Here is a 13,101-nt window from a genome sequence, read left to right as displayed (position 1 = left end):
GTATACCGTCACAGAGCAGGGGTCAGGCTTTGACGGTTTCGCTCTGGGGCTGGCCGGGGGCTCTGGCTGCGTCTGTCGCGGCCAATGCTGCATCCTTGATCTCGACAGCGTGCAGGCCTTTGGGGCCCTGTACGATGTCGAACACCACCGCCTGGCCGGCCTTCAGGGTCTTGTACCCATCCATCTTGATGGCCGAATAATGAGCGAACAGGTCATCGGATTTACCTTCCTCGTTGATGAATCCGTAGCCCTTGGCATTGTTGAACCACTTGACTTTACCGCTTGCCATCCCTATGTCCCTCTGCAAAGGACTCCATCACTGGAGTATCATCCACTTCATCCGCATACGAACCATGCGAAAAATCTGGTTGACTGCGCGGATCTTTATCGACCACGGTGGGTTCTTATTGGTTGTAACACCGTTTTGCCGATAGTCAAGGTCGCCCAGCGCCTGCGCTGGCCGTGGCCTGTGCGGTCAACCCACAACCTTAACCTGTCGATCATGATGAAATTCTTTCCATGCATGCACCAAGCGAGATTCGACTAACATTCAATCAGGATCGCCCGCAAACGAATGAGGACGACGGCTCAGGTCTTGCGGTACAGGAAGCCAAGCCGATCCTGCAGGCGCCACCGATGTACAAGGTGGTTTTGTTCAACGATGACTACACGCCGATGGATTTCGTCGTCGAAGTGCTCGAGACGTTCTTCAGTCTGAACCGCGAGCTGGCGACCAAGATCATGCTGACCGTCCATACCGAAGGGCGGGCAGTGTGCGGATTGTTTACCCGTGACATCGCCGAAACGAAGGCCATGCAGGTCAACCAATACGCCAGGGAAAGCCAGCATCCGCTACTCTGTGAAATCGAGAAGGACGGTTAATCGCCGACCACTTGGGTATGAGGTGAAGCTATGTTAAACCGCGAGCTCGAAGTCACCCTCAATCTTGCCTTCAAGGAGGCTCGTTCGAAGCGTCATGAGTTCATGACCGTCGAACATCTGCTGCTGGCACTCCTTGACAATGAGGCTGCCGCGACCGTTCTGCGCGCCTGTGGCGCCAATCTCGACAAACTCAAGCACGACCTGCAAGAGTTCATCGATTCCACCACACCCCTTATTCCCGTCAACGACGAAGACCGTGAAACCCAGCCGACCCTGGGGTTCCAGCGTGTGCTGCAGCGTGCCGTGTTCCACGTGCAGAGCTCCGGCAAGCGCGAAGTGACCGGCGCCAATGTGCTGGTGGCGATCTTCAGCGAACAGGAAAGCCAGGCCGTGTTCCTGCTCAAGCAGCAGAGCGTGGCCCGTATCGACGTGGTCAACTACATCGCCCACGGCATCTCCAAGGTGCCGGGCCATGGTTCGCACAGTGAAAGTGACCAGGAAATGCAGGATGAGGACGGTGGTGAAACCTCGTCGTCCAGCAACCCCCTGGACGCCTATGCCAGCAACCTCAACGAGCTGGCCCGTGCCGGCCGCATCGACCCGCTGGTTGGCCGCGAGCAGGAAGTGGAGCGCGTTGCCCAGATCCTCGCCCGTCGGCGCAAGAACAACCCACTGCTGGTCGGTGAGGCCGGTGTGGGCAAGACCGCCATCGCCGAAGGCCTGGCCAAGCGCATCGTCGACGGCCAGGTGCCCGACCTGCTGTCGCAAAGCGTGGTGTACTCCCTTGACCTGGGCGCGCTGCTGGCCGGTACCAAATACCGCGGCGACTTCGAAAAGCGCTTCAAGGCGCTGCTCGGTGAGCTGCGCAAGCGTCCGCAGGCGATCCTGTTCATCGACGAGATCCACACCATCATCGGTGCCGGTGCAGCGTCTGGCGGGGTGATGGATGCGTCCAACCTGCTCAAGCCACTGCTGTCGTCCGGTGAAATCCGTTGCATCGGCTCGACGACCTTCCAGGAGTTTCGCGGCATCTTCGAGAAAGACCGGGCCCTGGCGCGGCGTTTCCAGAAGGTCGATGTCAGCGAGCCTTCGGTGGAAGACACTGTCGGCATCCTGCGTGGCCTGAAGGGGCGGTTCGAAAGCCACCACAACATCGAGTACAGCGATGAGGCGTTGCGTGCAGCTGCCGAGCTGGCCTCGCGCTACATCAACGATCGCCACATGCCGGACAAGGCCATCGACGTGATCGACGAGGCGGGTGCCTACCAGCGCCTGCAGCCTGAGGCGAACCGGGTCAAGCGGATCGAAGTGCCGCAGGTTGAAGACATCGTCGCCAAGATTGCGCGGATTCCGCCAAAGCACGTTACCAGTTCCGACAAGGAGCTGCTGCGTAACCTGGAGCGCGACCTGAAGCTCACGGTGTTCGGCCAAGATGCAGCCATCGACTCGCTGGCCACCGCCATCAAGCTGTCCCGTGCCGGTCTCAAATCGCCTGACAAGCCGGTTGGTTCGTTCCTCTTCGCCGGCCCTACCGGCGTGGGTAAGACCGAAGCGGCGCGGCAGCTGGCCAAGGCCCTGGGGGTCGAACTGGTACGCTTCGACATGTCCGAGTACATGGAGCGGCACACTGTGTCGCGCCTGATCGGTGCGCCTCCAGGCTATGTCGGGTTCGACCAGGGCGGCCTGCTGACCGAAGCCATCACCAAACAGCCGCATTGCGTGTTGCTGCTCGATGAAATCGAGAAGGCCCACCCGGAAGTCTTCAACCTGCTGCTGCAGGTGATGGACCACGGTACCCTGACCGACAACAACGGGCGCAAGGCCGACTTCCGTAACGTGATCCTGATCATGACCACCAACGCCGGGGCAGAAACCGCGGCACGGGCGTCGATCGGCTTCACCCATCAGGACCACGCGTCCGATGCCATGGAAGTCATCCGCAAGAGCTTCACGCCGGAGTTCCGCAACCGCCTGGATACCATCATCCAGTTCGGCCGCCTGAGCCACGAGACGATCAAGAGCATCGTCGACAAGTTCCTCATCGAACTGCAGGCCCAGTTGGAAGACAAGCGGGTACTGCTGGAAGTCAGCGATGCCGCTCGCGGCTGGCTGGCAGCTTCGGGCTACGACGTGCAGATGGGTGCGCGGCCGATGGCGCGGCTTATCCAGGACAAGATCAAGCGGCCGTTGGCCGAGGAGATCCTGTTTGGCGAGCTGGCCGAGCATGGCGGTGTGGTGCACATCGACCTGCGCGATGGCGAACTGGTGTTCGACTTCGAGACCACGGCTGAGGTGGCGTGATACGAGGGGCCGCTTTGCGGCCCAATCGCCGGCAAGCCGGCTCCCACAGGCGTGTTGTGAACCCTGTGGGAGCCGGCTTGCCGGCGATTGGGCTGCAAGGCAGCCCCTGATAATGCAGCAGCCATGAAAAAGCCCGGCACTTGGCCGGGCTTTTTCATGGCTGGAGCTTAGCGCGCACGGTAGGTGATGCGGCCCTTGCTCAGGTCATAAGGCGTCAGCTCGACGCGGACCTTGTCGCCAGTGAGAATGCGGATGTAGTTCTTGCGCATCTTTCCGGAGATGTGCGCGGTTACGACGTGCCCGTTTTCCAACTCCACGCGGAACATGGTGTTGGGCAGGGTGTCGACGACAGTACCTTCCATTTCGAAGCTGTCTTCTTTCGACATGCAGTAGAGCCCTCGGTATCCAGTGTTGGCCCGACGCATAACCGCACCGGGCAAAAAAGTGGCGTGGATTATGCCGGAAAAAGGTGTGTCAAGCCAATGCTTTCAGTTGAGGGTGACCCAGCGCTGGTTGATCAGCAATTCGATGGGGCGGTACTGGGTCTTGTAGTTCATCTTCTTGCAGTTCTTGATCCAGTAGCCGAGGTACACCGCCTCCAGATCCTGACGCAGCGCTTCGGTTATCTGCCAGAGGATGGCAAAACGCCCTAGGCTGCGCCGCTCTTCGTCGGGCTCGTAGAAGGTGTACACCGCCGACAGGCCGTTGGGCAGCAGGTCACAGACCGCCACCGCCAGCAGGCGCCCAGCCAGGCGGAATTCGTAGAACCAGCAGAACGGCAGGTCGCGCACCAGAAAAGTGGAGAACTGATCGCGGCTGGGCGGGTACATGTCGCCATCGGCATGGCGCGTCTCGATGTAGCGCCGGTACAGGTCGAAGTATTCTTCCTTGAAGGCCGGCCGCGCGGCGGTCACGGTGAGGTCGGCATTGCGCTTGAGGATGCGCCGCTGCTGGCGGTTAGGGATGAAGCGCGCCGCAGGGATGCGCGCCGGCACGCAGGCATTGCAGTTCTGGCAATGGGGGCGATACAGGTGGTCGCCACTGCGCCGAAACCCCATTTCGGAGAGGTCGGCATACACGTGCACGTCCATCGGCTGGCTGGGGTCGAGGAACAGGGTGGTAGCCTGCTCGTCCGGCAGGTAGCTGCAGGAGTGGGGCTGAGTGGCATAGAACTTCAACCGCGCCAACTCTGTCATGATCGACCCCTTCGGTGAGACTTTGCTTTAAGTGTAAGCCAGCCAGCAAAACTCGCCTAGGTTCGCCAGGTGGCGCTGTTGGGCTGGTCGAGGTGCCGTGCGAGGTACTCGGCGAAGTGTTCGCGGCTGATGGCGCGGGCGCCAAGGCTGTGCAGGTGGTTGGTCGGCATCTGGCAGTCGATCAGCACGAAACCGGCCTGACGCAAGTGTTCGACGAGCGTCACGAAACCCACCTTGGAGGCGTTGTCGGCGCGGCTGAACATCGACTCGCCGAAGAACAGCTGGCCCATGGCCAGGCCGTACAGGCCGCCAACCAGTTCGCCGTCCTGGCGCACTTCCACCGAATGGGCGACCCCGCGCCGGTGCAGCTCGCAGTAAGCATCGCGCATGGTATCGGTGATCCAAGTGCCGTCGGCATAGTCACGGGGCGCGGCGCAGGCAGCGATCACGGCGGCGAAGTCGCTGTCGAAGCTGACCTGGTAGCGGCCCTGGCGCATCAGCTTGGCCAGTGAGCGCGAAATGTGCAGCTCGCCTGGGAACAGCACCGTACGCGGGTCGGGCGACCACCAGAGAATCGGTTGGCCGTCCTGATACCACGGGAAGCAACCGTGACGATAGGCGCGCACCAGGCGATCGGGGCTCAGGTCGCCACCGGCGGCGAGCAGGCCGTTGGGGTCATGCAGGGCCTTTTCCAGGGGCGGGAAGGTCAGCGAGTCGCGGGTCAGCCAGGTGAGCATGGTCTATCGTGCGGTGGGGGAGGGGAGAAGGCAGCATGGCGCGGGCGCCAGGCAGGGTCAATCTCTTTGGCCCCACGGCGGGCCGTGAACAGGCAATTTCCTGCACATTCATGAAGACGCAGGCACCATCTGGCACAATTGCTGTCACACCTGTGCAAAAACACAGCATAAGCCTTTGTCACGAAAGAAAATGCATGCTCAAATTGCACCTATACGAAAGTCGCCCCCAGCCAAGCTCCATACGGCGTGCCGCCATGGCGGCCGGCGGGCAGTAATGTTAAAAGTAGGGGTTCATTGGCCAGACACCGGCCGATCACTACTGGACGCGCAGCACCGCGCAGGAATAGACGCGTTTTGAAGAAATCCACCGCAACTCCAGCTCCTTTGCCTGTGCCCCAGTGGCGGCAGCAGCTGCATTACCGCCTCAAGGAAGGTGCGTTGATCGCTGTCGGCGCCCTGTGCCTGTACTTGTGGATGGCGCTGCTGACCTACGACACTTCCGACCCGGGCTTCAGCCACACCAGCAATGTCGACCAAGTGCAGAATGCCGCCGGGCGTGCCGGTGCGTACTTCGCCGACATCCTGTTCATGGTGCTCGGCTATTTCGCCTATATCTTCCCGTTGCTGCTGGCGATCAAGACCTGGCAGATCTTCCGTGAGCGTCACCAGCCCTGGCAATGGAGCGGCTGGCTGTTCTCCTGGCGGCTGATCGGCCTGGTGTTCCTGGTGCTGTCGGGCGCGGCGTTGGCGCACATCCATTTCCACCCGGCGGCCAGCTTGCCATTCTCGGCCGGCGGCGCCCTGGGCGAGAGCCTGGGCGACCTGGCGCGCAACCTGCTCAATGTGCAGGGCAGCACGCTGATGTTCATTGCCCTGTTCCTGTTCGGCCTCACCGTGTTCACCGACTTGTCGTGGTTCAAGGTGATGGACATGACCGGCAAGATCACCCTCGACCTGTTCGAGCTGGTGCAGGGCGCAGCCAACCGCTGGTGGGAAGCACGCAACGAGCGCAAGCGCCTGGTGGCGCAGTTGCGTGAGGTCGACGAGCCGGCCTTCGACACCGCGCCGATGGCGGCCGAGAAGCGTGAACCGATCAAGCCGCAACCGCGTGAGCGCATTGTCGAGCGCGAAGAACCGCCGGCCCGCCCGGTCGTGCAGCGTGAGCCCGTGGTGCCCCGCGAGACCGTGATCCCGCGTGAGCAGCCCGTGGCTGCCCCGGTGATCATGCCGCCTGCGGTGAAGGCGCCGGAGCCGAGCAAGCGGGTGATGAAAGAGAAGCAGGCGCCGCTGTTCATCGACAGCGCCGTTGAAGGCACTTTGCCATCGATTTCGATCCTCGACCCTGCCGAAGAGAAGAAGATCGAGTACTCGCCCGAATCCCTGGCCGGTGTCGGCCAGCTGCTGGAAATCAAGCTCAAGGAATTCGGCGTCGAAGTTACGGTGGATTCGATCCACCCGGGCCCGGTCATTACCCGTTACGAAATCCAGCCGGCGGCAGGGGTCAAGGTCAGCCGTATCGCCAACCTGGCCAAGGACCTTGCGCGGTCCCTAGCGGTGACCAGCGTGCGGGTGGTTGAGGTCATCCCCGGCAAGACCACCGTGGGTATCGAGATCCCCAACGAGAACCGCCAGATGGTGCGCTTCTCGGAAGTGCTGGCAACGCCGCAGTACGACGAGCAGAAGTCGCCGGTCACCCTGGCCCTGGGCCACGACATCGGCGGCAAGCCGGTGATCACCGACCTGGCCAAGATGCCACACCTGCTGGTGGCCGGTACCACGGGTTCCGGTAAATCGGTGGGTGTGAACGCGATGATCTTGTCGATCCTGTTCAAATCCAGCCCGGAAGATGCGCGGCTGATCATGATCGACCCGAAGATGCTCGAGCTGTCGATCTACGAAGGCATCCCGCACCTGCTGTGCCCGGTGGTCACCGACATGAAGGACGCCGCCAACGCCCTGCGCTGGAGCGTGGCCGAGATGGAGCGCCGTTACAAGCTGATGGCGGCCATGGGCGTGCGCAACCTGGCCGGCTTCAACCGCAAGATCAAGGACGCCCAGGAAGCGGGCGAGATCATCCACGACCCGCTGTACCGCCGCGAAAGCATGGACGACGAGCCGCCAGCCCTGAAGACCCTGCCGACCATCGTGGTGGTGGTCGACGAATTTGCCGACATGATGATGATCGTCGGCAAGAAGGTCGAAGAGCTGATCGCCCGTATCGCTCAGAAGGCGCGGGCGGCGGGTATCCACCTGATCCTCGCCACCCAGCGCCCGTCGGTGGACGTGATCACTGGCCTGATCAAGGCCAACATCCCGACCCGCATGGCGTTCCAGGTGTCGAGCAAGATCGACTCGCGGACCATCATCGACCAGGGTGGCGCCGAGCAGTTGCTGGGCCACGGTGACATGCTCTACATGCCGCCAGGCACAAGCCTGCCGATCCGCGTTCACGGCGCGTTCGTCTCCGATGACGAAGTGCACCGGGTGGTGGAAGCCTGGAAGCTGCGTGGCGCCCCGGACTACAACGACGACATTCTCAATGGCGTGGAAGAGGCCGGCAGCGGCTTCGAAGGCGGCGGCGGTGGGGGTGATGGCGAAGATTCGGAGAGCGACGCGCTGTATGATGAGGCGGTTCAATTCGTGCTCGAAAGCCGCCGCGCATCGATTTCGGCCGTGCAGCGCAAGCTGAAGATCGGCTACAACCGCGCCGCTCGCATGATCGAGGCGATGGAAATGGCCGGCGTGGTCACCCCAATGAACAGCAACGGCTCGCGGGAAGTGATCGCCCCGGGCGGCCCACGCGACTGATGAACACCTTGCTGGGCGCCAACGGTGGCGCCCGGCTTCTTCAATGCTCAATGAGGATTAACATGCGCGCGATTCGCATGCTGTTGGTTTCTGCCCTGACCCTGGCGTCTGTCTCGGCCTATGCCGCTGAGCAGGACGTGCAGCGCCTGACCCAGTTGCTGGAAAAGTCCCAGACCATCGAAGCCAATTTCTCCCAGCTGACCCTGGATGCCGGTGGCACCAGCCTGCAGGAGACCTCCGGCAAGATGACCGTCAAGCGCCCGGGCTTGTTCTACTGGCACACCAATGCCCCGCAGGAGCAGGTAGTGGTGTCCGACGGCAAGAACGTCACCCTTTGGGACCCGGACCTGGAACAGGCCACCATCAAGAAGCTCGACGTGCGCCTGAACCAGACCCCGGCGCTGCTGCTCTCCGGTGATGTGTCGAAGATCAGCCAGAGCTTCGACATCACCTCCAAGGAGCAGGGCGAAGTGATGGACTTCACCCTCAAGCCGAAGACCAAGGACACCTTTTTCGACTCGCTGCGCGTGTCGTTCCGCAAGGGCTTGATCAACGACATGCAGTTGGTCGACAGCGTTGGCCAGCGCACCAACATCCTGTTCAATGGCGTGAAGGCCAACCAGGCGGTGCCGGACAGCCAGTTCAAGTTCGACATCCCCAAAGGCGCGGACGTCATCAAGGAGTAAGCAGAGCGCACCATGGACCTGTTTCGAAGCGAACCCGTTGCCCAGCCCCTCGCTGCTCGCCTGCGCCCGTCCAACCTGGACGAGTACGTCGGCCAGGAGCACCTGCTGGCGCGCGGCAAACCGCTGCGCGAGGCGCTGGAGCAGGGTGCGCTGCACTCGATGATCTTCTGGGGGCCGCCAGGGGTGGGCAAGACCACCCTGGCACGGCTGCTGGCGCAGTTCTGCGATGCGCACTTCGAAACCGTGTCGGCGGTGCTGGCCGGGGTCAAGGAGATCCGCCAGGCCGTCGAGGTGGCCAAGCAGCAGGCTGCACAGTATGGCCGGCGCACCATCCTGTTCGTCGATGAGGTGCACCGCTTCAACAAGTCGCAGCAGGATGCCTTTCTGCCCTACGTGGAAGACGGCACGCTGATTTTCATCGGCGCCACCACCGAAAATCCATCCTTCGAGCTGAACAACGCCTTGCTCTCGCGGGCGCGGGTGTACGTGCTCAAGAGCCTCGACGAGCCCGCCTTGCGCAAGCTGGTCGACCGAGCCCTCAGCGAGGAGCGCGGCTTGGGCAAGCGCAACCTGCGTGTCGGTGACGACGCCTTCAAGATGCTCATGGCCGCAGCCGATGGCGATGGCCGGCGCATGCTCAACTTCCTCGAAAACGCCTCGGACCTGGCCGAAGACGGTGGTGAGATTGCCGTGGAGCTGCTGCAAAGCCTGCTCGGCGACAGCCGCCGGCGCTTCGACAAGGGTGGCGAGGCGTTCTACGACCAGATTTCCGCGCTGCACAAATCCGTGCGCGGTTCCAACCCGGATGCCGCACTGTACTGGTTCGCACGCATGCTCGACGGCGGCTGCGACCCACTGTACATCGCCCGCCGCGTGGTGCGCATGGCCAGCGAAGACATCGGCAACGCCGACCCGCGCGCGCTGAGCCTGTGCCTAGCCGCCTGGGACGTGCAGGAGCGCCTGGGCAGCCCTGAAGGCGAGCTGGCAGTGGCCCAGGCCATCACTTACATCGCTTGCGCCCCCAAGAGCAATGCCGTGTATGTGGGCTTCAAGACAGCCCTGCGCGAGGCCGCCGAGCACGGCTCGCTGGAGGTGCCACTGCACCTGCGCAATGCGCCGACCAAGCTGATGAAGCAACTGGGCTACGGTGATGAATACCGCTACGCCCACGACGAGCCCGATGCCTATGCCGCCGGCGAAGACTACTTCCCCGACCAGCTTGAGCCGCGCCCGTATTACCAGCCGGTACCCCGTGGCCTGGAACTGAAGATCGGCGAGAAGCTGCGCCACCTGGCCGAGCTCGACCGCAATAGCCCCCGACAGCGGAGAAAACCGTGATCGCACTCATAGCCGCCGTCAGCGCGGGCGGCATCGCCGGTACCTTGCTACGTTTCGCCACCGCCAACTGGGTGGCGGCCAACTGGCCACGCCACTTCTACCTCGGTACCCTGGCGGTCAACCTGGTAGGTTGCCTGCTGATCGGCCTGCTTTATGGCCTGTTCCTGCATAAGCCGCTGGCACCCGTGGAGCTGCGCGCAGGCCTGATCGTCGGTTTCCTCGGTGGCCTGACGACCTTTTCCTCCTTTTCGCTCGATACCGTGCGCCTCATGGAAAGTGGGCAGGTGCCTCTGGCCGTGGGCTATACCGGTATTAGCGTGATGGGCGGGCTTCTGGCCACCTGGGCCGGCCTGTCCCTGACCCGACTCTGAACCAACCTCTACACATAACGAGAGAACGACATGCTCGATTCCAAACTGTTACGCGGCCAACTCCAGGAAGTGGCTGACCGCCTCGCCTCCCGTGGCTTCAGCCTGGATGTCGCGCGCATCGAATCACTGGAAGAACGCCGCAAGGCGGTGCAGACCCGCACCGAGCAGTTGCAGGCCGAGCGTAACGCCCGTTCCAAGTCGATCGGCCAGGCCAAGGCCAAAGGCGAAGACATCGCGCCGCTGATGGCCGACGTCGAGCGCATGGCTAACGAACTGGCTGCAGGCAAGGCCGAGCTGGACGGCATCCAGGCCGACCTGGACGGCATCCTGCTGACCATCCCCAACCTGCCGGACGCCAGCGTACCGGTCGGTGCGAGTGAAGACGACAACGTCGAAGTGCGCCGCTGGGGCACGCCGAAAGCCTTCGATTTCGAAATCAAGGACCACGTCGCCCTGGGCGAGATCAGCGGTGGCCTGGACTTCGAAGCCGCCGCCAAGCTGTCCGGCGCCCGTTTCGCCGTGCTGCGTGGGCCGGTCGCCCGCCTGCACCGTGCCCTGGCACAGTTCATGATCAACCTGCACACCGGCGAGCACGGCTACGAAGAGCACTACACCCCGTACCTGGTACAGGCCCCGGCCCTGCAGGGCACTGGCCAGCTGCCGAAGTTCGAGGAAGACCTGTTCAAGATCAGCCGCGAAGGCGAAGCCGACTTTTACCTGATCCCGACCGCCGAAGTGTCGCTGACCAACCTGGTGGCGGGCGAGATTCTCGACGCCAAGCAGCTGCCGCTCAAGCTGGTTGCCCACACCCCGTGCTTCCGCAGTGAAGCGGGTGCGTCGGGTCGCGATACCCGTGGCATGATCCGTCAGCATCAGTTCGACAAGGTCGAGATGGTCCAGGTAGTCGAGCCGTCCAAGTCGATGGAAGCACTGGAAGGCCTGACCGCCAACGCCGAGCGTGTGCTGCAGTTGCTGGAGCTGCCATACCGCGTACTGGCCCTGTGCACCGGCGACATGGGCTTCGGCGCCGTGAAGACCTACGACCTGGAAGTGTGGGTGCCAAGCCAGGACAAGTACCGCGAGATCAGCTCCTGCTCCAACTGCGGCGACTTCCAGGCCCGCCGCATGCAGGCCCGCTGGCGCAACCCGGAAACCGGCAAGCCTGAGCTGGTGCACACCCTGAACGGCTCCGGCCTGGCAGTGGGCCGTACCCTGGTGGCGGTGCTGGAGAACTACCAGCAGGCCGACGGTTCGATCCGCGTGCCGGAAGTGCTCAAGCCGTACATGGGTGGTGTCGAGGTCATCCGCTAAATGGATTACCTGCCGCTGTTCCACAAGCTGCAAGGCGGCCGCGTGCTGGTCGTCGGCGGCGGTGAAATCGCCTTGCGCAAGGCGCGCCTGCTGGCCGATGCCGGCGCCGCGTTGCGTGTGGTGGCGCCCGACGTCGATGGCCAGCTGGCCGCGCTGGCCCGTGAGGGTGGCGGCGAAGTCCTGGTGCGTGGCTACCAGGCGGCCGACCTGGTCGGTTGCCGGCTGGTGATCGCGGCCACCGACGACCCAGGGCTCAATGCCCAGGTGTCGGCCGATGCGCAGGCGCTGAGCCTGCCGGTCAACGTGGTGGATGCGCCGGCCTTGTGCACGGTGATCTTCCCGGCGATCGTCGACCGTTCACCCCTGGTGGTGGCGGTATCCAGTGGCGGTGACGCCCCGGTGCTGGCGCGCTTGATCCGCGCCAAGCTGGAGGCCTGGATTCCGTCTGCCTATGGCGAGCTGGCCGGGCTGGCGGCGCGTTTTCGCGTCAAGGTCAAGGCGTTGTATCCCGACGTCAACCAGCGGCGCGGCTTCTGGGAAACCGTGTTCCAGGGCCCGATTGCCGAGCGCCAGTTGGCTGGGCAGGGAGCCGAGGCCGAAAAGCTGTTGCAGGCCATGGTCGACGGTGCGCCGGTGCAGCAGGGTGGCGAGGTCTACCTGGTGGGCGCAGGGCCGGGTGATCCGGACTTGCTGACCTTCCGTGCCTTGCGCCTGATGCAGCAAGCCGACGTAGTGCTGTACGACCGCCTGGTGGCGCCTGCGATCATCGAGATGTGCCGGCGTGATGCCGAGCGCATCTACGTGGGCAAGCGCCGCGCCGACCATGCCGTGCCGCAGGACCAGATCAACCGCCTGCTGGTCGACCTGGCCAAGCAGGGCAAGCGCGTATTGCGGCTGAAAGGGGGTGACCCGTTCATTTTCGGCCGCGGTGGCGAGGAGATCGAAGAACTGGCCGAGCAGGGCATCCCGTTCCAGGTGGTGCCGGGCATTACCGCGGCCAGTGGCTGTTCCGCCTATGGCGGAATTCCGCTGACTCACCGTGACTATGCCCAGTCGGTGCGGTTCGTGACCGGGCACCTCAAGGACGGAACCAGTAACTTGCCTTGGGATGACCTGGTGGCGCCGGCGCAGACACTGGTGTTCTACATGGGGCTGGTGGGGTTGCCGACCATCTGTGCCGAGCTGATTCGTCATGGCCGTGCGGCCAGTACCCCGGCGGCGTTGGTGCAGCAGGGGACTACGCGCAATCAGCGAGTGTTCACGGGCACCTTGGCGGACTTGCCGGCGCTGGTGGCCGAGCATGAGGTGCATGCGCCGACCCTGGTGATAGTGGGGGAAGTGGTGCAGTTGCGTGAGAAGCTGGCCTGGTTTGAAGGCTCGCAGCAGGACTGAGGTATTTGGGGCTGCTTTGCAGCCCATCGCCGGCAAGCCGGCTCCCACAGGTATTGCACAGCCCATGAGCTATGCATCA

At 63.2% G+C, this 13,101-nt stretch carries 12 protein-coding genes; 8 read left to right on the top strand and 4 right to left on the bottom strand.

Going from position 1 to position 13,101, the window contains the following annotated elements:
- Positions 1–22: 22 nt before the first annotated feature.
- A complete protein-coding gene (gene cspD / locus KU43P_RS17670) occupies positions 23–289 on the bottom strand; it encodes a cold shock domain-containing protein CspD (RefSeq protein ID WP_317658718.1) in 267 nt (88 codons plus the stop codon).
- 230 nt (positions 290–519) lie between these two features.
- Here cspD and clpS point away from each other — a divergent pair, with 230 nt between their 5' ends.
- Positions 520–882 carry an ATP-dependent Clp protease adapter ClpS gene (clpS, locus tag KU43P_RS17665; protein ID WP_016488124.1) on the top strand — a complete coding sequence of 121 codons (363 nt, stop codon included), beginning with the start codon at positions 520–522 and terminating at the stop codon, positions 880–882.
- 30 nt (positions 883–912) lie between these two features.
- Entirely contained in the window at positions 913–3,183 is a 2,271-nt protein-coding gene (clpA, locus tag KU43P_RS17660; protein WP_317658716.1) for an ATP-dependent Clp protease ATP-binding subunit ClpA, read from the top strand.
- 167 nt (positions 3,184–3,350) lie between these two features.
- Here the strand turns inward: clpA and infA are convergent, their stop codons facing one another.
- The 3 genes from infA to aat all read right to left on the bottom strand — a co-directional run bounded on the left by infA (position 3,351) and on the right by aat (position 5,116).
- The gene (gene infA, locus KU43P_RS17655) at positions 3,351–3,569 is read right to left on the bottom strand and encodes a translation initiation factor IF-1 (protein ID WP_002553999.1); all 219 of its coding nucleotides are present in this window, start codon (positions 3,567–3,569) and stop codon (positions 3,351–3,353) included.
- 102 nt (positions 3,570–3,671) lie between these two features.
- Positions 3,672–4,379 carry an arginyltransferase gene (locus tag KU43P_RS17650; protein WP_008097741.1) on the bottom strand — a complete coding sequence of 236 codons (708 nt, stop codon included), beginning with the start codon at positions 4,377–4,379 and terminating at the stop codon, positions 3,672–3,674.
- 56 nt (positions 4,380–4,435) lie between these two features.
- A complete protein-coding gene (aat, locus tag KU43P_RS17645; RefSeq protein WP_317658714.1) occupies positions 4,436–5,116 on the bottom strand; it encodes a leucyl/phenylalanyl-tRNA--protein transferase in 681 nt (226 codons plus the stop codon).
- A 354-nt stretch (positions 5,117–5,470) separates the two neighbouring features.
- Here aat and KU43P_RS17640 point away from each other — a divergent pair, with 354 nt between their 5' ends.
- The 6 genes from KU43P_RS17640 (at position 5,471) to cysG (ending at position 13,022) form a co-directional block, all read left to right on the top strand.
- Positions 5,471–7,924, top strand: coding sequence for a DNA translocase FtsK 4TM domain-containing protein (locus KU43P_RS17640; RefSeq protein ID WP_317658713.1), 2,454 nt, complete (start codon positions 5,471–5,473; stop codon positions 7,922–7,924).
- A 62-nt stretch (positions 7,925–7,986) separates the two neighbouring features.
- The gene (gene lolA / locus KU43P_RS17635; RefSeq protein WP_317658712.1) at positions 7,987–8,610 is read left to right on the top strand and encodes an outer membrane lipoprotein chaperone LolA; all 624 of its coding nucleotides are present in this window, start codon (positions 7,987–7,989) and stop codon (positions 8,608–8,610) included.
- Between the two features lie 12 nt (positions 8,611–8,622).
- Positions 8,623–9,948, top strand: a complete 1,326-nt coding sequence (locus KU43P_RS17630) for a replication-associated recombination protein A (RefSeq protein WP_317658711.1) — start codon at positions 8,623–8,625, stop codon at positions 9,946–9,948.
- Entirely contained in the window at positions 9,945–10,319 is a 375-nt protein-coding gene (gene crcB, locus KU43P_RS17625; protein WP_016392716.1) for a fluoride efflux transporter CrcB, read from the top strand. The genes KU43P_RS17630 and crcB overlap by 4 nt, the downstream gene beginning before the upstream one ends.
- A gap of 30 nt (positions 10,320–10,349) precedes the next feature.
- Positions 10,350–11,630 carry a serine--tRNA ligase gene (gene serS / locus KU43P_RS17620; RefSeq protein WP_317658710.1) on the top strand — a complete coding sequence of 427 codons (1,281 nt, stop codon included), beginning with the start codon at positions 10,350–10,352 and terminating at the stop codon, positions 11,628–11,630.
- Positions 11,631–13,022, top strand: coding sequence for a siroheme synthase CysG (gene cysG / locus KU43P_RS17615; protein ID WP_317658709.1), 1,392 nt, complete (start codon positions 11,631–11,633; stop codon positions 13,020–13,022). It abuts the gene before it with no gap.
- Positions 13,023–13,101 lie beyond the last annotated feature (79 nt).

This window comes from Pseudomonas sp. KU43P (genome assembly GCF_033095865.1).
In the GTDB taxonomy this organism is placed as follows: domain Bacteria; phylum Pseudomonadota; class Gammaproteobacteria; order Pseudomonadales; family Pseudomonadaceae; genus Aquipseudomonas.
The sequence above is the reverse complement of the archived record's forward strand: the minus strand, read 5'-3'. Positions and strand labels throughout refer to the sequence as shown.